This window comes from Moorena sp. SIOASIH (assembly GCF_010671925.1).
Lineage (GTDB): Bacteria > Cyanobacteriota > Cyanobacteriia > Cyanobacteriales > Coleofasciculaceae > Moorena.
Genome location: NZ_JAAHIH010000006.1, coordinates 1 through 23,369, shown reverse-complemented (window position 1 = coordinate 23,369; position 23,369 = coordinate 1). Strand labels below are relative to the sequence as shown.

Sequence of the window (23,369 nt, the reverse complement as noted above, 5' to 3'; positions counted from 1 at the left end):
TCCAGTCTTTTAAATAGTTTCGAGTTCAGGGAAAAAACTATGTCAATACGTATCCCCGAATGGCAATATGCTGCGATTGTTCCTGTGATCGCTGTTTTGGTAATTATTGCCCATTCTGTGATTAGCAACAATGACACGATAACTGCTGAATCCAACCCAAGCCAACGGTTGACTTACACTACCTCTTGGATCGGTAATACCTATGGTCCTGGAGGTGAGCTTCCGGGCAAGGGAAAACATGTCCAGCTATCGATGTTAGGGATGGCTGTAAGTCCCGATGGTACGGTTTATGGTAATGCTCCCTGGGATGAAGCTGCTAGAGAAGGGGGGGTTTATAAAAATGGTGATGTTCTTGGTCAACTCGATGCTACCCATGGCTGGGGAAGATCCGGGGGAACTGCGATCGCAGTGAATGATAACTATATTTACATGGCGATGACACAAAAGGGTCGCTATGGCGTAGGATATCCCAATTCTGATGATAAATGGTATTGTGTTCGTCGCTATAACATAAGTAATTATAAAGGAGCAAAATTTAAGGGGGGTAAAGGCTATGATAAAAGTATGTTGATTATCAATACTAATCAAGGTTTGATTCGGGGAATCGCAGCAGATAATAGTCGCTTATATGTTAGTGATACCCCTAACAATAAAATCAAAGTTTATGATGCCCAGACCATGAAACCGGTTAAAGAATGGTCAGTGAATCAACCGGGTAAATTAGCATTAGATAAAACTGGCTCATTGTGGGTTATCCAGAACAAGACAAATAAGATCCTTAAGTTAAATTCAGAAACGGGTCAAGTCCAAGGTAAAATTGATTCGGTTCGCATCCCTACAGCTATTGTTGTGGATAATCAAAATCGCCTATTAGTAGGAGATGGTGGACCTGATAACCAGATTAAAATCTTTAAAAATCTAGACAGCAGTGGAAATCCAACTCCTGATGGAACCTTTGGTGTTAAAGGAGGAATCTACAGCGGAAGTCCTCAGGAAATTGGAAAAATCAGACCCTTACATTTTAATTCAATTACTGGGATTGGAGTCGATCAGGAGAATAATATTTATGTCGCCAGTGATCCCAGTCGGATTTACGCTTGGGAAGCAGGTGGATTAACCCTGGATAGCTACAAACTGGATGGGACTCTCAATTGGAAATTGCAAGGTCTCTTATTTATTGATATTCCTGATATTGATCCAGCGGATGAAACTGTTGTTCATACCAAAAATCAACAGTTTAAACTAGATTACAGTAAATCATCAGGTCAAGAATGGACTCATGTCGCCCATACCGTTAATCCCTTTAAGTATCCTAATGATAATCGGATTAAGAAGACTATCAAGCATAATGCTGGTGCTATGATTCGCCGGGTGAAGGGTCGGAAGTTGATGTTTACCAATAGTATGTATACTGAGTCAGCTGGTATCCATGTTTATCGGTTTAATCCGGAAACTGATGGGGAAGTGGCTATTCCCACTGCCTCATTTTGGGGAACTCAATTGGATTATCGCTATTGGCAAGATAAAAACGGTAATGGACAAGAGGAGCAGGCTGAACAAGGTGAATATAATCAAGGACAAAATTATCGGGGTTGGGCATTTTGGCCTGATGATGACGGTAATATCTGGATAGGTACATCAACAAACGGGATTAAAAAACTATCCCTTAAACGGTTTGATTCCTACGGCAGCCCGATTTACGATATTAACAATCAACAATCCTTTGAAATGCCAAAGGAGTTTAAAATTATTCAACGACTTGAGTATCATCCGAAAACCGATACCATGTACATTGCTGGATATTCTCCGACCTTTGACAAAAGGGGGGATTGGGGATTGATTGGTAACAGAGCTGTTAAATATATCAATTGGAGTAAAGCGCCACAAAAAGCCGGTGAAGTGGTCATAGCTTACAATCAAAAATCGAAAGGAGTCAGACCAGATTTACCGAAAAGTATGGCTATTTCGGGAGACTATTTATTTGTCGGCTATGTCGATAATAGTTATGAAAAAGATCCGAATCGATATGCTAAAGTGCGAGTTTATGATTTTCGCACAGGTCAAGAGATTGGCAAAATAAATCCCGGCCCAGAAGTCAAATCAACCACAGGTTGGCTAGATGTCCCGATGGCCTTAAGAGTAGTGCGAAGAAAAAATGGAGAATACTTGCTATTTGCTGAAGAGGATTTTTACGCTAAAGCTTTAATGTACCGCATAAAGATGGACCCCTAAGCTAAGCTGTTGTGCATTTCAATTGTACAACAACAAGGCAGAAGGCAGAAGGCAGAAGGCAGAAGGCAGAAGCGATGCATCCCTACTCCCTACTCCCTACTCCCTACTCCCTACTCCCTACTCCCTACTCCCTACTCCCTACTCCCTACTCCCTTTGCTATAACAAACACTATCGAGGCTCTAGTACTGTGAAAACACTTCAAATCGGTATGGGTTGGTTCCCTGAACAAGCAGGAGGACTCAACCGAGTTTATTACGATTGCACTCGTTACTTACCCCAAGCTGGTGTAGAGATGCGTGGCTTAGTGGCAGGCTCAACCGCTGTATCTGAAAACTCCGGTGGTCAAGTCCAAGCCTTTGCTAGCCATGAATCCCCTCTCTGGCAACGCTGGAGCGGTATCCGACAGACGATGCATCGAGTGCTGAAGGAGGAAGACTACCCCCTAGTAGTGTCCCACTTCGCTTTATATACCTTTCCAATCCTCGATCAATTAGACAGTCGCCCAATGGTGATGCACTTCCAAGGGCCTTGGGCATTAGAAGGGCATGTAGAAGGCAGCAATACCGTTGCGACTCGGTTAAAATGGATGCTAGAGCGGGTGACTTACGGACGGATAGCTAAGTTTATCGTACTTTCTGAGGCTTTCCGTAACACCTTGCACCAAGAGTATCATATCCCACTAGAGCGCATTCACATCATTCCTCCGGGGGTTGATACGGAGCGTTTCGACACCACCATTACACCCGAGGAGGCACGGTCAAAACTAGGCTGGCCTCAAGATCGACCAATTATCTTAGCTGTGCGACGGTTAGCTAAACGCATGGGCTTAGAAAATTTAATTGCAGCAGTGGATCAAGTGCGTAAGCGCTATCCAGACGTGCTACTACTGATAGCGGGTAAAGGCACACTGATGCCAACCTTGCAAGCACAGATTGAAGCATTAGGACTGACTGACCATGTGCGCTTGTTGGGTTTTGTCTCAGACCAAGATTTAGCCCTAGCTTACCGTGCTGCCACTTTCTCAGTTGTGCCAACCGTGGCATGGGAAGGCTTTGGTCTAATTGTTATTGAGTCCTTGGTAAATGGAACGCCAGTTCTAGGAACACCTGTAGATAGTATTCCAGAGATTTTACAGCCTTTCTCGGAAGACTTATTGTTTGAGGGGACTTCAGTTGATCAACTTGCTCAGGGCATGATCGAGGTATTTTCTGGTAAGCGTCAACTCCCTAGCTCTGAGGCTTGTGAAGCTTATGTTCATGAGCACTATACTTGGCCGGTGATTGCTCAACGAATTAAATCGGTTTATCAAGCTGCCATGGATTAATATAGCAATTCTGGTGAACGAGTCAGCGATATTGCTTATCCTTTTAAGGCAATAGGCAATAGGCAATAGGCAATAGCGATGGAGTGAGGTAGTGTGGTCATGGGGATATCCCCCATGAGGGTATAATGGGAATTTGTTTGCAATTTTTAAACACCCTTTTGTGCACTACTCGCTCTTATGACGCGCCGTCGAGTCCTTTTTGTCGATCATGCCGCCGTTTTGGGCGGAGCTGAGTTGAGCCTGCTGGATCTGGCCACTGCCTACCGGGACACCAGCGAAGTACTACTGTTTGCCGATGGTCCGTTCCGGGAACGGCTGGAAGCTGCACAGGTGAAGGTCAAGGTCATACCTGCACCCCAATCCATCTTAGCCGTAAGGACTTCAGGGGGACTCAGTGCTGTTAAGGCATTACCTGCCCTGTGGTGGATGGCTCGTCAAATAGCAGCAGCTGGACGGAAGTTTGACCTAGTACACGCCAACTCCCAAAAAGCGTTCATTGCTGCTGCGATCGCAACATTGATGGGCGGTCCGACCGTGGTTTGGCACCTGCGAGATATTGTGACCGCACAACACTTTAGCTCGGTCAATCGTGCCATAGCCGTTTTCCTAGCTAATCGTCGAGTATCTCAAGTATTGGTCAATTCTCGTGCTACTGGTGAAGCCTTTATCGCTGCTGGGGGACGCGAAGACCTAGTAACACTGGTTTACAACGGTATTGCTTCAGACCCCTTCGATAATCTGGCATCGGATCAATCCGCTCAAATCCGTGACCAGCTTGGCATTGGTGATGCTCCAGTTGTTGGTGTATTCAGTCGGCTATCTTACTGGAAAGGTCAGCATATTTTACTAGAAGCCTTACAGGAACTCCCCAATGTACACGCCCTGTTGGTTGGTAAAGCCCTATTTGGTGAAGAAGAATACGCCTCACGGCTAGAAGCCATGGCTGCGGCACCAGAACTTGCTGGCCGTGTTCACATGCTGGGATTTCGCAATGATGTGCCAGCATTGATGTCTGCTTGCAATATTGTACTCCATACCTCTACTGAACCGGAACCCTTTGGTCGGGTGATTGTCGAGGGTCAGTTGGCAAAACGACCCGTAGTTGCTGCTGCTGCTGGTGGTGCAGTGGAGTTGATTCAGGATGGCGTGACTGGTCACTTGGTACCGCCAGGAGATTCAGCAGCACTGGCTAAGGTCATTGGTGAATTGCTCAGTGATCCAATTGCTGCATATATGCTAGCCGAGCGGGGTTATATCCATGCTAAGTCTACTTTTTCCCTGGAATCCCTGTTGATGACCTTTGAGCAAGCTCTGAACAAGGTATAGCGCAACGCTATAGCATCAATCCTAGTTTCACATCTTATTTGAAAACGCTATAAACGCCAGGGTAAGGGCAAGAATCAATAAGGCGGTATTTTTTGAAAAAATATTGATCAAAAAAATCAATAGTGATGAGCATCAAGGCTTAATATTGTCTTAATCCTTGCCCTACATCACATTTTGGCTCAATTTTTCTTGCGCTTACCCTGGACTATAGCCATAGTTCGCCAGGGGACAACTCTTGCCTTCAAAGTAAGTAGAACTGACATCATAGAGTACTAAGCTTCCCTCTGATAGATGCTTTTTGGCCAATTTATTCTCAAGGCTCTCTTGTCGAGCCAATAGCCAATCTAGAGCCTCGTATAATTCATCTTCCGAGGCATATTCTAGTCCTAACAACTTACTCAATGACGAAAAACAAGTCTCTTTATTTAGTCCCCTAGCTGTTGCCAATTTGGAGCGCGGCTCTAGGATCCTTGCCACTATCATCGCCAGGATGATAGAGCGCTTTCGGGAAGACTTTGCCTCAATTAATTCTGGCAATTTTAGTTTATTTATAGTTCCCAAAACGGCAGCCACATGACCGTGAGGAAGACTACGTATAATTTGGAAAGCTTCACCATAATTCTCAACAGCTACTCCTCCTTTTAGGACAATACGTAGATTTTCTATGACTTCATCTTGTAATTTAGACAGGGAACGCTATGGTTCTTTTACGAACTTTATCTCCGTCACGATAACACTCTCGGTGGTTTCCACGGGGCAAACAGCGGTGCGGACGCAGGTTCCGCACACAGACCCATGCGCCATGAGCAACTGCCGTGGTTTCCCCCATGAGCGACTGCATCAAGACAGTGATGTAATCTGTGGTAAGTTACTTCTAATGAGTCTGTTGCCATCCTAGATACATTTTTTCCCTCACTTTCTCCCAATAATCCCCCTATGTAGTTTCCTTACTCTCTTTTCTGGGATTTGTTCCTCAATAAATCGTCAAATTTACTGCACCATTTATTAAAACAGGGTGCCATGGCTGCACAGGTGGTTTCTTTCATGGGAGTGAGCCCTTCACTATCACGACGTGAAAGCTATGTATATTATATATTATACCTTATTTTTAGCTAAATACTTGTTTAAGTACCGTTACCATCTTTCTGGCTGTTGAGGGTTAACAGTCAACCCTCAACCCTCAACCGTTAACCGTCAGCAATAAATCAGTTACTTAGAGCCGTGGCAGTTAACTAGATTAACCTAGTGAAGTAGGTATCAGCTCATCCTACTTTTCTTCTGAACTCAATTAAGTTTGACGTCCTGTGTTTTGTTCCTGACAGTGGTGTAATATTAACATCGTGATCTTTGGTAAAATCTGCTTTGCACAAAGTCATAATACGCTGTTGCCACCATTGCTTTTCGGTAATCTGTTGCTCAAAAAAGTCGGGCATAAACTCATAGGAACTAATCAGGCGACGACCGAGGTATAATACAAGTTGCTCTGCCTTATAATCTTCTGCGTGATAAGTTGACCAATCGTCGATTAGGTTTAAATCCCATACCCCAATCCACTCTTGTTTTTTTAAGGGGTCAATTAGGCTAATACCGATGCGATGAGAGACATTCCTAATCGGTAAATTAACAATTTCTCTTTTCGTGTTACCTGGTTTTCTTTGGCGATTGCTTCTCTGGAGATATCTATCTAAATCCGCTAGGTTATCTAGAGTAATTAGCAAGTATTGTCTTTGGAGCAGCTCACAGTTAAATCGCCATGTGCTGACAGCTCCCGGTGTGTTTCTTTCCAGAAGCAACAACTTACAGCCTTTTCCTGGCAGCTGTCGGATCACTACAGGGGTATAGTACTGTTCTATTTTTCTTCCTAGAATCCCTTGGATCCATTGTTTAGTGATGTGCAGCCATTGCTTTCTAGAGTCAAGTTTACTATAATAATCTAGAACTGTCATACAATTAATTTTAGAAGTAGTAGTAGATTTAACACCCTTTGTAAAGGTGTTGGCAACCCTGAATAAATGCTATTGACTAATTGCAAACTAGCCAGCAGCTTCTTCTAGTTGAGATAGATAGCTGAGATATACAGCTAAGATAGATGCTGAGATAGATAGCTGAGATAGATAGCTGAGATAGATAGCTAAGATAGATAGCTGAGATAGATAGCTGAGATAGATAGCTGAGATAGATAGCTGAGATAGTCTTCCTTATGAAATTGGGACTCAACCGGTGACTAACTAAACAACTAACTAAACCATAAATCTTGACTAATCAGTACGTCAATTATGGAATTGAACGTTTTTTTGGTAATGGGTGATGAGTAATGACTCGGGAGTAATTACAATTAGCAATTAGCAATTAGCAATTAGCAATTACCGATTACCGAAGCTTTATACTTTTACAGTACCGATGGTAATAGAGATGATATTAATCCTCTTCATCCATAGAGGAATTTACTAGCAGTTGAATTATTCCTTTGCCTTTGGAGAAGATTGTAGATTTATCAATTTCAATACCTAGCCCCAAGCCAATCAAGGTTAACCCACTCACTAAGAGACTAGAAGGAGCCGACTTGGTCGCAAAAGAAATATTTTCCTGACCATTTACCCGTTCATAGGAAGCTTCCAGTGACTGGAATCCCAAAATCATCGCCACAATCAGAGCAAAAACATACCCTCCCCTTACTATCGGCTGCTTTTCATTATGATTCCGAGTTGGATAATTCACCAAACCACTAGTGCTGGCTTGAGAGTTTTGATTGCCAGAAGGCACCGAATTAATTGATTGGTTGTGCATAGTTATTTGTTGGCAAACAGTTTTAGGGAAATAAATCGCTGTTGGCTACCTAGCTCAAGTAGACCTAAAGATTCAGCGATGAGTTATTGAATGAGTGTAGTTAATTGACCGGTCAAGTAAGTTAGGTAATACCTTATCGTTCGCGTAGCGTGGCCTAAAGGCCAAGGTCAATCCTTAAGCGGCAAGCCGCTTACCTAGGTAACAGGATCAAAGATTTTAAGTCTTGGTGGTGAGTGATGGCTGATAGAAAATGGAAACTAAATGGAAACTAACTTGCTAAGGGTTCTGATATCAGTTCCCAAGCATTGACATCGCTGACACCAATGCGCACTGGTACGTTCAGATAATCCTCTACCAGGTAATAATCGGTCTCATAGCGGCCTAATGTGCCATCGGGACGCCTGAGGGTGTACTGGAATTTGGGAATGTAACGCTCCCGAGTCAATCGATCAATTAGTTCGTTATAGTCATCCCGACTATCACGCCACAAGTAGCGATAATTAAAGCCAGTCCACTGATGGGGTTGGAGAATACCCCGCTCCGGTGCAAGTAGGTCATTGGTATGTAAGCAAACATCATTCCACATTGACGTAATTACTACAATTAGACCTTGTTCACGCTTTTCTTTGATAAAATCATTAACACGAAGGTAGTTGGCTCCTAGCAAATAGGTTCCGTTTTGGGGTATTGGTCCGGTCATAGTTGTCTGGCTCCTGAGTATGGAGGTGGGAATTTGGTAAGGTCGCTCGCATCCGGGCCAAGATACAATAGCCCGTTGAAGCCTGAGTTTTTGAGCAGATACAGCCAGCTCACTAGCATGTCGCCTGAGAGCATAGGCCGCTAAGCGTGATGGAGCTTCAATATTGAAGCTTTCCGTGGTAACTGATAGATGGCACCCTGAGAAAAAGAAATTGTCCATTGTTGAAGACTGAAACCTAAAATGACACGCTGAGTAGTGAGTGTTGCTGTTAAACAAGTTAAACCGGACCAACGGAGACTATGGCTAACTACTATGGCTAACTACTATGGCTAACTATGGTTGTTGATCTATGGTTGTTGATTTATGGTTGTTGATCTAAGTAACCGACGGCTTCCATAGTACAGTCACTGGCAGGATTGATTTTAGCCAAAAATCGATTCAAAAACCGATAATTTCTGTAACAAATCCCCTCTGATAGCAATCACCATTGGCAGCTGTTAGTCCGATCACGGTTATTGAATCCTTGGCGACTCGCTGTTGCTCGACAATTTTGGAACACCGTAAAAACAGCGATCGCGAATCTCGACTAACTCATCCGTTGTCCAAGGTTCACCATTGTTCTTGCATAGCACTACACCCAAACCAATCAGATCATCATCTGTGGGTCGGTTTCCTTCCATGATGGCTTGCAGGTTTTCAACGCTAACTTCACTTAATCGTGATAGTTCTTCCAAGTTCCAGCCATGAATCAGATCAGCAATGGTAGGAGTTTGTGCTGGAACTGCTAATAGTTTGCTGCTGTCTAGGTAGTTAAAAAATTTAGTCAGCGCATCTTCTAGTCCTTCACTGTAGTCAAGCTCGTGTTCCACACAGTAGTTGCGGAAGCGCTTTAGTAGATGTTTGGGAATATGTCCTCGCAGTAATGCATACCGGGGATCTGTCTTTTTGTGAACCAATGTCCTTGTCCTCTAGCTCCAGAGAGAGCAACATCTGATTGTCCTCTTATAAGTTTGGCACATTTTGTCACGATATACTTTTATTGGTATATCGTGATATCATGACAAATGGTGAATACACTGGTTAATACACTTAGGTAGTTACTACACTTAGGCGGTTTACTTAAGTGTTTTACTTAAGTGTTTTGTGTGTTCGTTCCTTTTGTCGCGATATATTTATATACTTACATCACTATGTCGCGACGTCAAGACCCAAAAAAATATTTTTTTTCCCTTTGCCTGTGGCCTAATGCCTGTGGTAATGCCTGTTGCCCTTAAGTTTATTGATGAAACGGTACCACCAATAGGGGTAACAATACGTATAGCAACCAACTCCAATTCCAGGAGTAATGCCAGGAGCTAGTACCAGTCGCAGACTCTGGCTCTGTCAAGAGTGCATCGATTCTCTCTTGGAAGCGACTGGGAGCCACAGGTCTACTAAAGGGAGCACAGCAATTTTCCGTAGTGATCATCGGACTACTAACCATAGTCAACAGTGATTCTGCCAACAATAGGGCATCGACCCGTTTAGCGGCCCAATGGTCAGCACGGATTTCCCTTAGGCTCAATAGTTCTTGCCACAATGACTCTGTATTTGGTAACCAAGCGGTGATTCGATGAATCCACCCTAGCCAGAAAAACCAGAAGGTATCTCGGTAATGGTGGTGAGCTTGCTCATGGGTGATAACAGCCTCTAGATGTTCCGATGAAAGAGTTTCTAAGAGTGCCTGACTGACCACAAGTTCCGGTTGCCAAAAGCCAATCTGAGCAATAAAGGGTATGGGAGTGTCTAAAAGACGAGCCAATTGAGGCTGAGTAGCTAGGGATTCAGGGGTTGGAGTTAAGCCAGGACAGTTTTCAACCCTTTCCCATTGCCCATTTTGCCATTGCCCATTTATTAAGCAAATTTGGGGTAAGGAACGAACTTGTTGCAAAGACTGCCAACCAAGCCTTGCTAACTTTAGCCACAACACTACTGCCCAACCCAGAAATCCTAGCGCTAGACAGTAGCTGAGCCAGTCGGTACGTAACCCGATCATTTGTCCCTTTGGCCCCATGGATAGGACAGCTAAAGCAGTGGTTAGGAGGAGTAGGGGTGGAGCAAGAAATTGCACTAGTACCTGTTGCCAGCGCCTGGGCCAACTCCCAGGGAGTTGGTAGCTTGTGTGCCTGTGCCAGCAAGCCAGCCCTAATGCTGCTATAATCATCACCACATGCATTATTTTCCCTCCTTCCGCCTTTGACGAGCTGCTTGCAGTCGTTGTGCGATCGCAGAAATTTGGTCAACACTGGCTGCATCTAAGCTATCGGCAAAGGCAGCAACTACATCTGGATTGCCTACGGCTAAAAAGCGATTGAGCTGGTCATGGGCTGCTAGTACCTGGGCTTCTTGGCGAGACACTAAGGGTCTCCATAAAAAGGTACGCTGTCGTTTATCACAACTCAGCCAACCTTTCTGGGTCAAGCGGCGTAGCACTGTGGTCACTGAAGCATACGCTAATTCCCGATCGGGGTCAGCCAAAATCTGTTCATGGACATCTTTAACAGTAGCGCAACCTAATACCCAGATGATCTCCAAGATTTCTCGTTCCAATGGACCTAGGGAGAGTTGTTTAGGGCGATGATGGGGCAGAGGACTCATAGATTACTGGTTAATTTTGGGTTAATTTTGGGTTAATTTGGGTGCTAGAGGTTATTTATAGTGTATGAAGTTTTGAGCAGCCAGGCTATCCCGATTCATATGTAGTCGGTCTGCTGCCTTTATTTATAGTCTTGGTTCTTAGGTTTGACAGCAGTTCTTCTAAGGTTTACAGTCATTCTAGGGAATAATTATAGGCCACTCTGTAGCCTGCTGTTTGTTTGATCAGAAGGAGAATCCCCTTGAAGAAGCTGCTATCAATCCTGTTGACTGCTACGGTATGGTTTACATTTGCTCTAGAACGTCCAGCCCTAGCTGGTGATGCCCCTCAGGGAGCTCAGGTTTTTAGTCAAAATTGTGCTGCTTGTCATATCGGTGGCAATAACGTGATTATGGCCAATAAAACCTTGAAGAAACCTGTCCTGAAACGATATAAGATGTATGACCTGGAAAAAATTAAAACCCAGGTAACTAATGGCAAAAACGCTATGCCCTCCTTCCAGAAAAAGCTGACTGAGGAGGAGATTGAAAATGTGGCTACCTATGTTTTATTGCAGGCGGACAATGACTGGCAGTTGGGCAAAAACATTCCTAATCGAAAATCCCCAGAGTCAAAATCTCCAGAATTAGGTGTAGAGGCTTCTGAGAAGCCAGTTAATCAGGACAAGACCGATACCCTTAAACCCAAAAAGCGCTCATTCTGGCGCTCATTCTGGCGCTCATTCTTTAGATTACCCTAGTGTAATCTAAATTACTATAGCAGTTCTGATCAGGGACTTTCGTCTTGGGTTGCGCGGGAGTAGGGAGTCGGGAGTAGCGATGCAACAAGGTAGCGCCTTGATGAGGGGGTTTACCCCATGATCGGACTGGCTCCCCTCATGAATGCCCTGCATAGCTGAGTTATAGATTTAAAACTTTGAGATGCACCCAATCACCATTGGGTTTCTGGATCTATTTTAAAATGCTATTCTTTTCAAGAAATACTTCGAAAAACACTTCAAAATGGCTTGAAGAGATCAAAACTTAGTATTCCTAGATACTAAGTTATAAATAATTGGTATCAAAAGCTACAATCAATGGGGATAACTAACACTTTTCGTTAATTACTCGCGATTCGCATTTCCGGGGCTACTAAAACCGGGGATTGGCGATTTTTGCACTTCAGGAGTATGAAGATGCGATCGCTGATTATCACCAAACCAAAGCCCAAGGGGGATCAGACTCCTGAATCCCTTACTGGGAAGTATTTAAATCCACCTTGGTTTAGCTTTACCAGGGCTTGAAGCAAATTTATGCAAATTTTTAGTAAAGTTTGTGCATTACTTTGGTAAACTACCTGTGAAGCTAAACAAACCTAAAAATCCTTTATTCATATAAGCAGTAGGGTGCCTATGATGATTCGTTGTCAAAATTCGGTTAGTTTGTGGATTAACTCCTGGGAGCTGTTGAGAGCCATCTATAACCTCAACTAAGGAGTTGCCCAAGCTATCCTAACTAGCCAACCGCCTAAGTGGTGATTGACGCCTAGTTTATGGAGCCCTATTCATTACACCTAGTTACACCGATGTTGACGATAGGGTTACGGAGGGAATTTCCCCCTTCCCCTGTCCAATGGGAGCAGTGTTTGCTGATGATTGAGACAACAGAGAGAGACCACCCAGAGCTCTTTGAAAAGCTCTCCCTAAACTATCAGCCTATTCACAACTGGTAAAAAGCTAACTGACCCAACCACATCAGGTAGAGCTAAGAGTACTTTCGATCAATTCCAAGCAACTCTTCTGACAGCAAGTATAGCTATGTCTACCTAAGTGTCAGATTAGAACCATCTGCGTTTTGTTTGTAAAGTTATGTTAAAAATTCGGCAACTGCGACATAAAAGTTGTGGACTCAACCAGATAAGTAACTAGTGATTCAAAATCAATGGTGCTAGTTAGGTTGCCAACAAACCAAAACTCAAAAAGGTTGACCTAACTCTTGCTATTCTTATAGAGCAGATTATGCCCAAAGACGGGTAATGCTCATCCTCAGGATTGGTTTGGGTGCTAGCTGTTACGAAGTACCCAAACGGGTACTGCCAATGCCTGAACTTGTTTCCCACAATGGATCAAAAGGGGGTTAAAGCTATGCTGTCAAAGGTACCAGAACAAAGTTGGCACCGAGTCCGTTGGGTGCTAGCGATTAGTTGGCTAATATTAATTGTCTCGTTGTTTTATGACCCGATCTCACACAATTTAACTGATCCTGATAATCTATTAAGCCTATTTCGGGATCCCATACTCACCCGAGACCCATGTGTTCAAGTCCAGGGAGTATGCCTAGATGAAAAACCCTATGCCCTGGGAGCGCGAATGTTCTGGGGCATGATCGTGCCTAGCGCCATCATGATTGTTTTGGTGTTCGGTCATGAGACTTGGCGACGCATTTGCCCACTTTACTTTCTGTCCCAAATTCCCAGAGCTTTGGGGTTACAGCCACAGGGGGATATCAGCAAAAATCCCTGGCTGGTTCGTAACCATTTATATGTGCAGTTTGCCATTTTCTTTATCGGGTTGAACTGCCGGATTCTATTTGTTAACTCTGACCGCTTGGTTCTGGGTTTGTTTCTGAGCCTGACTATCTTATCCGCCATGATGATGGTATTCCTCTATGGTGGCAGAAGTTGGTGTCATTATGTCTGTCCATTTGGCATGGTTCAGATGGTATTTACTGGACCACGGGGATTGCTTGGCACTGAAGCTCACAACGCACCGCCAAAAACCATTACCCAGTCCATGTGCCGCACCGTAGACAAGACCACAGGTCAAGAAAAAAGTGCCTGTATCAGTTGTAAGTCCCCTTGTATGGATATCGATTCCGAAAAAGCCTACTGGCAACAACTGACTAAGCCTGGTCGGAAATTAGTCCAATACGGTTATTTAGGCATGGTGATTGGCTATTTCGTCTACTACTGGTTGTATGCAGGAAACTTCGATTATTACCTGTCTGGGGCTTGGACCCATGAAGAGAATCAGTTAGGTGCGCTTTTCAAGCCAGGGTTTTACATCATGAATCACCCGATTGCGATTCCTAAACTGGTGGCAACTCCTCTTACCTTCGTTGTCTTCGTGGCCCTCAGTTGTCTAATTTGTACCAAGCTAGAGAAGACATACAAAGCTGCTCTGTGGCGAAAAAACCAATCTATCACTCACGAGCAGGTATTGCACCGAGTCTTTTCCATTTGTACCTTTATTGCCTTTAACTTCTTCTTCATCTACGGGGGTCGTCCCGAAATTAATCGGTTCCCTGTCCTAGTGCAATTCCTGTTTCAGAGTGTAGTGATTCTGGTGAGCAGCTTATGGCTTTATCAAACTTGGGGTCGTAGTTCCCACCAATATACCCAGGAGAGTTTGGCAGACAAGTTGCGCCGTCAACTAAAGAAGCTACCCCTGGACTTCTCGGAATTTCTGGAAGGTCGTTCCGTCGATGATCTCAAACCTGAGGAATTACACATCCTGGCTAAAACCCTACCGGGTGCTAACCAACAATACCGCTTGGGGGTATACAAAGGGGTGCTAAGAGAAGCGATCCAAGCTGGACATGTGAATTCCGCTAGTAGTCTCGAGGTTCTCCAGCAGATCCGGGATGAACTGGGTATCAACGATCAGCAACATTATCAGGTTTTAGAAGAACTTGGTAAGGAGCAAGAAAACTTACCAATCTTGTATCCCCACTATGGACGGGACCCTTATAAAGTACTGAGCACCATCAAAGAGCGCCAGAAGACTAGTACTTCTAACCAACGCACTATACTTAGGGAATCCCGCAAGCAGAATCGTTCTGATAAGCGCACCAAGCTGCTAAAAGACCACAAAGATCAAAATCAACCAGGTGATCAGGAATAGGCAGTAGCAAAACTACGGTGTTGTAGTTTTACAAATCAGTGTCGCTTTAGGGGGAAGATAGGGAAGAAAGCAATGGTCAGATCATCCCGTAACGGAATCGACACCAAAACTACGGTTGGTGTTAACTGTTTATAGTCGATTATTAAGTGAGTTGCTCATAGGTTACTTATAGGATGCTGATAGGGGTTGCTCATACTAAGTGCTGCTCCTAGATAGTACATTCAACAGGGTCAGACGAGGAAGAAATACCGTAAAAAGGAGAGCATTTTTCATAAAAAGAAAAAAAAGGCTGATAACTATATGGATGGCCACTGGTAAAACACTTATAAAACAGTTACTGGTGGCTCAGGCCGAGGGTACTACCGGTCAGCACCCCGCTCTGAAGAGGCAGGGCATCATGCTTTAATCTTCAGGTAGCTGACCAGTCTTAGGGAAACCTACGTTATCGGCAAGAGTTAAAGTCCTACCTTGGGATACGTGCCAGTCCCAAGCTCTAGAACTCAAAGGTTAAACAGTCCTACGAGGGGTAAGACAGTGCTTTTGGGATAGTACCGACCGATAACATTGACGAGGCAAACATTATCCATTTATGGAGTTTTAGACACACCAATGTCTAATTATGTATTTGTTCTAGATACGAATTTGAAACCGCTTAATCCCTGTACTCCAACCATAGCTAGTAAGCTGTTGGACGCAGGAAAAGCGGCAGTGTTTAGGCGTTATCCATTTAGCATCATTCTCAAGAAAGAGGCTAATTCTACTCCCAAGACTTATCGGCTTAAGCTAGATCCTGGAAGTAAAACGACAGGTATAGCAATCTTGCAAGACAACAAAGTTATTTGGGGAGCTGAATTAGAACATCGAGGTCAGCAAATCAAACATGGCTTAGAGTCCAGGAGGAGTTTAAGGCGAGGGCGCAGAGTCAGAAAAACTCGTTATCGTAAACCAAGGTTCAATAATCGCAAGCACCCTGATAGCTGGCTATCGCCAAGTTTAGAACATCGAGTTTTAACTACTATGACTTGGGTTAATCGCTTAATTAAGCTTTGTCCAATTAGTTCCATAGCCCAAGAGTTGGTTAAATTTGACACTCACAAATTGCAAAATCCTGAACTTCAGGAACGTGAATACCAGCAAGGGACTTTATACCAGTACGAAGTACGAGAATACTTGCTAGAAAAATGGCATCATACCTGCGCTTATTGCGCAACGAAGGACGTGCCTCTAGAGGTAGAGCATATTGTCCCTCGCAGCAAAGGGGGCAGCAACCGAATTTCCAACCTTGCTATTGCTTGTGTTCCTTGTAATCAAGCCAAGTCAAACCACGACATCAAGGACTTTCTTAGGGGCCAACCTGATCTACTCAAACGATTACTAGCTCAAGCTAAGTCACCACTCAAAGATGCAGCAGCAGTTAATTCTACTCGCTGGAAACTTTTTAATGCTCTCAAGGGAACTGGTTTGTCAGTGACAACAGCAACAGGCGGACAAACTAAGTTTAATCGTACTCAACAAGGATTGCCAAAGAGCCACTGGCTTGATGCAGCTTGTGTTGGGGATATCCCAAAACTGGAGGTCAAAGTCAGTCAGCCACTACTAATCAAGTGTGCTGGACATGGCAAAAGGCAGGTGATGCAAGTTGACAAGTATGGCTTTCAAAAACGGAACAAAAAAGGAGAGTTAGTTAGAAAGTCTACCAAGGTCAAAAATGTCTTAGGTTTTGAAACTGGCGATCTGGTCAAAGCTGTTGTAACCAAAGGCAAGAAGGTTGGCACCTATTTGGGAAAGGTGGCAATTAGAAAAACTGGTTCGTTCAATATCAAAACTAGAGAAGGAACAATTGAAGGAATTAGCTGGAAATACTGTCAAAAAATTCATAGGAAAGATGGCTATGTTTATGGATTAGCTCATACTGACGGCGAATAAATGCGCCGCGTCGTGGTTCCTATGCGGTCTAAAAACGCGCAGTTTAGTCGCTCCCGGAGGTTTTTAGATGAAGACAAGTTGAGATGAATTGTGAACTCAAAATAGAGAATCCCTTCATAAATTTCAGCAATTGAAGCAATTGACCCATTAGTTCGGTAATTTGGAGTGACACAAAACATGCTGACGACTACAATCATCAACTACCAAACCAACCAGTTACAGGAAAAAACCCTGAAACCCGAAACTGGAATTCAAGGTGAGTATCTGATTGGCCGCCATCCGAGTTGTGACCTAGTCTTGGATAGTCCTGTCGTGAGTCGTGTACACGGCAGAATTGTATGCCAAGGGGGACAGTGTTTCTTTACTGACCTCGGTAGCACCGATGGCTCTCGGATCAATAATGAGGAGGTAGATGTTAACCAAAACTGGCTCCTGAAGGAAGATGACATCATCCGTATCGGTGAATTTGTGTTGTTGGTCAAAGACCTACAGCTCTATGGCTCTAACCAGGAACCGAACCTAGTTGTAGATGGTAATAGCGCTGGTATAAAGCAGTGGACTAAGGGTGAGATTACTGTCCGCTGTGTACAGGTGATTGATGAGACCGATGATGTGAAAACATTTCGATTCGTTGCCGAACCACCAATACTGTTCAGCTATAAGCCAGGTCAGTTTGTCACTCTGGATTTGGAGATTGATGGCAAACCAGTGAAGCGTTCCTACTCCATATCTTCGGCCCCCTCACGTCCTCATACCTTGGAAATTACTGTCAAGAGAGTTCCAGCACCACCAGACGCTCCTGATGTGCCAGCGGGTTTGGTGTCTAACTGGTTGCACGACAACATCAAAGTTGGGTCCGAGGTGAGATTAAATGGCCCAATGGGGAAATTTACCTGTGCTGACCATAGGGCTGATAAACTGCTGTTCATCTCAGCAGGTAGTGGCATTACCCCGATGATGTCCATGTCCAAATGGCTTTGTGATACCGGTGCTGATGTCGATGTTGTATTTGTCCACAGTGCTCGTAGCCCACAAGACATCATCTTCCGTCAGAAATTAGAGTTGATGGCGGCTTGGCACCCTAATTTTAAGCTGGCGATTACCACGACTCGCCCAGAACTCGATCAAGGTTGGTCGGGTTATACCGGAAGACTCAATGAAGCCATGCTGGCAGAGATGGCTCCAGATTTTCGCGATCGCATTGTTTATGTCTGTGGTCCGAATCCCTTTATGGCAGGGGTGAAAGGGATGCTAGCCGGTCTAGACTTCCCGATGGAAAACTACCATGAAGAGAGCTTTGGCGGCAAAAAGCCCTCAAAACAGAATAAAAAGAAAGCAGCAGCAACAAATCCTGAACCAGTCAAAGGGGAAGATCGTCCTAGACTACACCTAGTAGAATCACCATCAACCTCTAATGAACCCACTGTGGTTTTTGCTGAGTCTGGAAAAGAGGTCAGCTGTGATGCGGAGGATGTCATCCTAGATGTGGCCGAACAAGAAGGAGTGCCATTACCAAGCGGTTGCCGGATGGGAGCCTGTGGTGCTTGTAAGCGAAAGCTTATAGAAGGGAAGGTAGAGTATGATGAACAGCCTGACGCTCTCGAAGAGGAGGAACGGCAGCAAGGGATGATTTTAACTTGTGTGGCTCGTCCTGTAGGACGAGTAGTGGTTAGCGCGTGACATCTCCCGACGCTGCTAAGCACGGGACAGCGCGGGCTTCTTACCAACACCACCCAACGGTATCGGCTTTCGCCGACGCTGCGCGAACGGTTGCTCGATAAGCTTTATTAACGACACGGGATGCCCCTCCGCCCCGGAACAATACAAAAAAAGTTCTATCTCCAATGTAGCTGCTGGAATTTTACCCATCCACAGATAACTCAAACTATCAAGTTTTTTTTTCTGGATGGAACCCTATATTAGGTGGTTTTCAAGGTTCATTTGGTAGGTGGCGATTAGCTCTTAATTTGTTTTCCCTACCATCTCTAGTATATCACATTGGCATTTCGACGTTCCGACCCTTGCCCCCCGCTTCCCATACGACACTTACCCAATGAAGGTAAAGTGCGGGGCTTCTCGCGGTTCAGCTAAACAGGTTTTGTCCAGATGTGAATCCTCAAGGTAGCTTACTACTGATTAAAGTCAATAAAGCTCAACCAGAAAAGGGAAAAGGTTTCATAAAAGTTCATATTTCGCCAAATACCTTTTCCCTAGCTGAAATTCCCCCAAAATTGATGCTGCTGGCTAAATAGCTAAATATAGCACTACCCATTAAGGTTAGGACATTGATAAAAGCTGAAAAACGTTTGTAGTCAACTTTTGCCTCTTGCCTCTTGCCTCTTGCCTTGCGCGTAGCGCTATATAAGTTAACATCCAAAACACTGATTCTGCCGTTGATTACGTTACAAAACTATAAAATAGTTTGCGACCATGACACCGAATATCAAGGCTTTAATCGTGTTAAGAAATGTTTCGCCAGCCGGATCAAAATGGGGGAGTTATTAATATACTTACTATGTAAAGATTGTCAAAGTTATGTAAATTAAACCTAAGAATTTGTGAACACTACTGGTCGTTATACGGATATCTTTTGTGAAACTTTTTTAAAGTTATCAGTAATTTTCCGGATGACGATTGACATTGCAAGTGAATAGACGGATCATAAATGAGGGATTTTACTCCAGGCACAGATTTTGACCTATGGATCAAGTACGGATAACTCCCAGAGACTCTAATTAATCAAACAGATCCAGGACTTACGCACAGACTCCATGGGTAGGGTGGGCAAGGTTTTGCCCACCCTACAAGTAGCATTAAATTGAGGGATTTGCGTAAGTCCTAAGATCTAAGGAGTTTATGGCCAGAGTCCCTAGTCTGTTTTGAGTATGTTTGGGTACTTGACTCAACGGCAAGACGTCCGTGTTTTTACCTGTAGTGTTCTGGGGAGACGATTTATCCTAAATTTTCTCCTAAATTGGTGAGACGACCTGATCTCATCATTGCTTTTGCCAAGGTAACCAATCCGAACGGAACCTTTGGCTACTGTCCAATCTACCGTCCAATTTTTAGAGCTCTTGCATAAAAAGCCAACAACAGGGTGATAACTACTGTAGTTGCCTTGTAGACATTGACTTTTGGAAAAGGTCTTTTGAAGAACAACCAGTCACAGGTGTAAATATGAAAAATTTATTTTCAGCTCACCATCAAGGGCTGAAAAAACGACAGCATCTCTCCTCACTCCTAACCATTGGAGTAACAACCGCAGGTCTATCCTTTGGTTTGCCAGCACAAGCCATAGACCTGACACTAGACAACAGCGCTAATCTGTGGGTGGATCAAGCCTTGAGGGCAGTAGAAAATAACCCGCAATTGGGTCCGACAGGAGCCTCCCGGGCTTATGGCATCTTGGGTACTGCCATGTACGATGCCTGGTCGGCTTATGAAGGAACCCCGATTAGCACCACTCTTGAGGATACTCTGCAACGTCCTGATATTGAGAACACCCTGGAAAATAAGTCCCTAGCGATTAGCTATGCGGCTCATAGCGTCCTCTCGGACCTTTTCCCTTCTGAAGTTGCTTCCTTCGATGCCCTCCTGACTGATGTGCGATCGCTTGCTGGCGACTCTGCTTCTATCCCTACTGCTACTGAAGTTGGTAAGACAGTAGCCAACAGCTTATTGCAGTTCCGACGTCAGGATGGTTCCAACCAGTTAGGGGATGACCCCAGGGGTACACTTGGTGTTCCTTACTCCGACACCACTGGCTATCAGCCCGTCAACAGTCCCGATAACGTGGTCGATATTACTCGCTGGACACCAGAGCGGGTACCAATTGACAGCCCGGATGCCAGGTTGCAACGGTTTTTGACTCCCCAGTGGGGCAATGTTACTCCCTTTGCCTTGAACTCTGGGTCTGAATTTCGACCACCAGCACCAGAACCTTTTCTGCTGGTAGAGGGTACTCTGAATCGGGAGGAGCGTACCGTCACCCTTGAAGATGGTACAGAGGTTAGTCTGGTTAAGGAAGACGGCGAGGTTAATACTGACGTTGTTAACCCTGGGTTTATCGAGCAAGCTGAGCGTATCGTTGAGGTCAGCGCTAATCTCACCGATGAGCAAAAACTAGTGGCTGAGTTTTGGGAAGACCCCTCTGGCACCCCCTTCCCTCCTGGAACTTGGCTCGGTTTTGGTTCATTCATCTCTGAACGGGATAACCAAACCCTAGATGAAGATATCCAACTTTACTTTGGTCTGGGGAATGCAGTTTTGGATGCCGGGATTGCTACTTGGGAAGCAAAAGTCTTCTACGACTATACTCGTCCCGTCCGAGCGATTCGCGAACTCGGTGAGCTGGGCTTAATCGGTGAATTCGATGAGCAGCTGGGAGGCTTTGCGATCGAATCTTATGGTGGACCAGAACTACAAACGATCAGGCAATTAGCCAGTGATTTCATTACCTACCAAACTCCTGGTGCCGATCCATCCCCTCCCTTTGCGGAATTCACCTCAGGACATAGTGCGTTCAGTGCTTCTGCGGCTGAGATTTTCAAGCTATTTACTGGTAGTGATTTCTTCGGCAATTCAGTAACCTTTGCCCCTGGTGCCTCTCGTTTTGAACCTGGTTTGACTCCCACCGATGAAGTCACCCTATTTTGGGAGACATTTTCCGATGCTTCTGATGAAGCTGGTATTTCTCGCATCTACGGTGGCATTCACTTCGATGATGGAGATCTACTCGGCAGACAGTTAGGCCGAGACGTTGGTGGCAAGGTGTATGACCGGACATTATTCTTCATCAATGGTGGTGTTAAAGTTCCCGAGCCTACATCTGTATTGGGTATGTTAGTATTTGGTGCCTTTGGTGCTGCTTCCATGCTCAAAGGAAAACGGGGAAATCAATCTAACCATCAATCTCACTAACATTACCTCAAAATCTTCCTTTTGGAAGTTTAGGAACCCTTGGTTTCCGATTAACTTAAAAGAAAAAAGGGAAAAGGTTTCATAACAGTTCAGGTTTCGCCAAATACCTTTTCCCTAGCTGAAATCCCCCCAATTTTGGGGGGTATTTAGTCAGGATACAAAACAAATCTGGCTATGGCAACTGAATTCTCTAATACAATCACCACGATACACAACGATGACATCAGTTGAGGATTCAACCGAGGATTCCAGTGTAACTCTCGACAACTTACTGGATGATTGCGGACTGCCCAAGGGTAAATTAACCTAATCCATCAGAATTCTTGCCTAGTGACCAATAATACTTAATGATAATAAATAGTGTCATGGCAAGATCATGTTAATAAATGGGATTAGTCATTAGTACAGTCAATATGAAAGGTGGTGTGGGCAAAACCACCCTCACCGTCAACTTGGCGACTTGCTTAGCCAAAAATCATAATAAGCGGGTTTTGGTGGTCGATTTAGATACCCAAATTAGTGGAACCTTGAGCTTAATGCAGCCCCAAGCATTTGCTAAAGCTAGAAAAGGAAGGCGGACATTAAGTCGGTTAATTGACAAAGTCATTAAACCTAGCTATCGCAGTCGCTTAACAATTGAGGATATTATTCAAACTGATAATTGTAATATCAAAGGATTGGATTTATTGCCAGGAGATATTGAGCTTTATGATGAATATGTAGTGTCTGATCTACTCCATAAGCAATCTGTTCAAGAAGGGGACGTAGAATTTAGTAAGGTTTGGAGCCGCTTTGAAAGTCTATTAATCAAAGGGATATTAGAGCCGATTATCCCTAACTATGACTTTATTATTTTAGATTGCGCTCCTGGCTACAATCTTTTGACTCGCAGTGGCATTGTGGCTAGTGATTTCTATCTGCTACCAGCCAGACCAGAACCTTTATCTATTGTAGGGATTCAACTCCTAGAAAGACGGATTGCCAGACTCAAAGAAAGTCATCAGCAGGATAGTCCTCTTAACTTGCAGCTGTTGGGGATTATCTTTATTTTGTCAGGCGGAGGACTAATGGGTAGGTACTATAAGCAAGTGATGAGGCGAGTTGATAACGATTTCGATAGCAACGAAATTTTTCAAATTCGCATTCCCATGGATGTTAATGTTGCTAAAGCTGTGGATAGTTTTAGTCCTGTAGTTATCGCTCATCCTAATTCTTCTGGCTCTAAAGCATTCTTCAAGTTGACAGAAGAATTTTTACTTAAGCTTGAGGCGATTAAGACTATGGAATAGATTAGGGATTAGTGTTTAATCTCTAATCCCTGATATGAATATAGCGTTTATCATAGTTATGAGGTACAAAATATTTTTTACCTCTTGCCTCTTGCCTCTTGCCTCTTGCCTCTTGCCTCTTGCCTCTTGCCTCTTGCCTCTTGCCTCTTGCCTCTTGCCTCTTGCCTCTTGCCTCTTGCCTCTTGCCTCTTGCCTCTTGCCTCTTGCCTCTTGCCTCTTGCCTCTTGCCTCTTGCCTCTTGCCTCTTGCCTCTTGCCTCTTGCCTCTTGCCTCTTGCCTCTTGCCTCTTGCCTCTTGCCTCTTGCCTCTTGCCTCTTGCCTCTTGCCTCTTGCCTCTTGCCTCTTGCCT

General features: G+C 44.4%; 21 protein-coding genes. 11 read left to right on the top strand and 10 right to left on the bottom strand.

All coding sequences use genetic code 11. From position 1 onward, the window contains the following. Positions 1-39: 39 nt before the first annotated feature. The 4 genes from F6J90_RS32235 to F6J90_RS32220 all read left to right on the top strand — a co-directional run bounded on the left by F6J90_RS32235 (position 40) and on the right by F6J90_RS32220 (position 4,883). Positions 40-2,232 carry a hypothetical protein gene (locus F6J90_RS32235; RefSeq protein ID WP_293103389.1) on the top strand — a complete coding sequence of 731 codons (2,193 nt, stop codon included), beginning with the start codon at positions 40-42 and terminating at the stop codon, positions 2,230-2,232. A gap of 22 nt (positions 2,233-2,254) precedes the next feature. Next, positions 2,255-2,395 carry a hypothetical protein gene (locus tag F6J90_RS32230; RefSeq protein WP_293103387.1) on the top strand — a complete coding sequence of 47 codons (141 nt, stop codon included), beginning with the start codon at positions 2,255-2,257 and terminating at the stop codon, positions 2,393-2,395. Between the two features lie 46 nt (positions 2,396-2,441). Then, a complete protein-coding gene (locus F6J90_RS32225) occupies positions 2,442-3,557 on the top strand; it encodes a glycosyltransferase family 4 protein (protein ID WP_293105248.1) in 1,116 nt (371 codons plus the stop codon). Positions 3,558-3,734: 177 nt separating this feature from the next. Then, positions 3,735-4,883, top strand: coding sequence for a glycosyltransferase (locus F6J90_RS32220; RefSeq protein WP_293103384.1), 1,149 nt, complete (start codon positions 3,735-3,737; stop codon positions 4,881-4,883). Between the two features lie 195 nt (positions 4,884-5,078). Here F6J90_RS32220 and F6J90_RS32215 read toward each other — a convergent pair whose 3' ends face one another. From F6J90_RS32215 to F6J90_RS32180, 8 genes are all read right to left on the bottom strand, one after another. Further along, positions 5,079-5,420, bottom strand: a complete 342-nt coding sequence (locus F6J90_RS32215) for a hypothetical protein (RefSeq protein ID WP_293103381.1) — start codon at positions 5,418-5,420, stop codon at positions 5,079-5,081. 145 nt (positions 5,421-5,565) lie between these two features. Beyond that, positions 5,566-5,712 (bottom strand): hypothetical protein, encoded by a 147-nt coding sequence (locus F6J90_RS32210; RefSeq protein WP_293103378.1) that lies wholly within the window; start codon positions 5,710-5,712, stop codon positions 5,566-5,568. 433 nt (positions 5,713-6,145) lie between these two features. After that, on the bottom strand, positions 6,146-6,829 hold the full coding sequence (locus F6J90_RS32205) for a hypothetical protein (RefSeq protein ID WP_293103375.1): 684 nt from the start codon (positions 6,827-6,829) through the stop codon (positions 6,146-6,148). Positions 6,830-7,301: 472 nt separating this feature from the next. Next, on the bottom strand, positions 7,302-7,670 hold the full coding sequence (locus F6J90_RS32200; protein WP_293103372.1) for a hypothetical protein: 369 nt from the start codon (positions 7,668-7,670) through the stop codon (positions 7,302-7,304). Positions 7,671-7,938: 268 nt separating this feature from the next. Next, positions 7,939-8,589 carry a hypothetical protein gene (locus F6J90_RS32195; protein ID WP_293103369.1) on the bottom strand — a complete coding sequence of 217 codons (651 nt, stop codon included), beginning with the start codon at positions 8,587-8,589 and terminating at the stop codon, positions 7,939-7,941. Between the two features lie 293 nt (positions 8,590-8,882). Continuing rightward, positions 8,883-9,326, bottom strand: a complete 444-nt coding sequence (locus tag F6J90_RS32190; protein WP_293103366.1) for a hypothetical protein — start codon at positions 9,324-9,326, stop codon at positions 8,883-8,885. A 320-nt stretch (positions 9,327-9,646) separates the two neighbouring features. Continuing rightward, positions 9,647-10,585: a M56 family metallopeptidase gene (locus F6J90_RS32185; RefSeq protein ID WP_293103363.1), complete on the bottom strand. Its 939-nt coding sequence runs from the start codon at positions 10,583-10,585 to the stop codon at positions 9,647-9,649. Then, positions 10,585-11,007, bottom strand: a complete 423-nt coding sequence (locus tag F6J90_RS32180) for a BlaI/MecI/CopY family transcriptional regulator (RefSeq protein ID WP_293103360.1) — start codon at positions 11,005-11,007, stop codon at positions 10,585-10,587. The genes F6J90_RS32185 and F6J90_RS32180 overlap by 1 nt, the downstream gene beginning before the upstream one ends. A 239-nt stretch (positions 11,008-11,246) precedes the next feature. Here F6J90_RS32180 and petJ point away from each other — a divergent pair, with 239 nt between their 5' ends. Then, positions 11,247-11,744: a cytochrome c6 PetJ gene (gene petJ, locus F6J90_RS32175; protein WP_366513945.1), complete on the top strand. Its 498-nt coding sequence runs from the start codon at positions 11,247-11,249 to the stop codon at positions 11,742-11,744. Between the two features lie 6 nt (positions 11,745-11,750). Here petJ and F6J90_RS32170 read toward each other — a convergent pair whose 3' ends face one another. Then, positions 11,751-11,897 carry a hypothetical protein gene (locus tag F6J90_RS32170; RefSeq protein WP_293103358.1) on the bottom strand — a complete coding sequence of 49 codons (147 nt, stop codon included), beginning with the start codon at positions 11,895-11,897 and terminating at the stop codon, positions 11,751-11,753. A 1,230-nt stretch (positions 11,898-13,127) separates the two neighbouring features. Here F6J90_RS32170 and F6J90_RS32165 point away from each other — a divergent pair. From F6J90_RS32165 to F6J90_RS32155, 3 genes are all read left to right on the top strand, one after another. Next, positions 13,128-14,885 carry a 4Fe-4S binding protein gene (locus tag F6J90_RS32165; protein WP_293103355.1) on the top strand — a complete coding sequence of 586 codons (1,758 nt, stop codon included), beginning with the start codon at positions 13,128-13,130 and terminating at the stop codon, positions 14,883-14,885. A 609-nt stretch (positions 14,886-15,494) separates the two neighbouring features. Next, positions 15,495-16,811, top strand: a complete 1,317-nt coding sequence (iscB, locus tag F6J90_RS32160; protein ID WP_293103353.1) for an RNA-guided endonuclease IscB — start codon at positions 15,495-15,497, stop codon at positions 16,809-16,811. 177 nt (positions 16,812-16,988) lie between these two features. Next, positions 16,989-18,491, top strand: coding sequence for an FHA domain-containing protein (locus tag F6J90_RS32155; protein ID WP_293103350.1), 1,503 nt, complete (start codon positions 16,989-16,991; stop codon positions 18,489-18,491). Between the two features lie 505 nt (positions 18,492-18,996). Here F6J90_RS32155 and F6J90_RS32150 read toward each other — a convergent pair. Beyond that, entirely contained in the window at positions 18,997-19,188 is a 192-nt protein-coding gene (locus F6J90_RS32150; protein WP_293103347.1) for a hypothetical protein, read from the bottom strand. Between the two features lie 800 nt (positions 19,189-19,988). Here F6J90_RS32150 and F6J90_RS32145 point away from each other — a divergent pair. The 3 genes from F6J90_RS32145 to F6J90_RS32135 form a co-directional block, all read left to right on the top strand. Continuing rightward, a complete protein-coding gene (locus tag F6J90_RS32145) occupies positions 19,989-21,731 on the top strand; it encodes a vanadium-dependent haloperoxidase (protein ID WP_293103344.1) in 1,743 nt (580 codons plus the stop codon). Positions 21,732-22,117: 386 nt separating this feature from the next. Next, on the top strand, positions 22,118-23,020 hold the full coding sequence (locus F6J90_RS32140; protein WP_293103342.1) for a ParA family protein: 903 nt from the start codon (positions 22,118-22,120) through the stop codon (positions 23,018-23,020). 58 nt (positions 23,021-23,078) lie between these two features. Continuing rightward, positions 23,079-23,369: hypothetical protein (locus F6J90_RS32135; RefSeq protein ID WP_293103340.1), on the top strand; the 291-nt coding region annotated here is incomplete at its 3' end.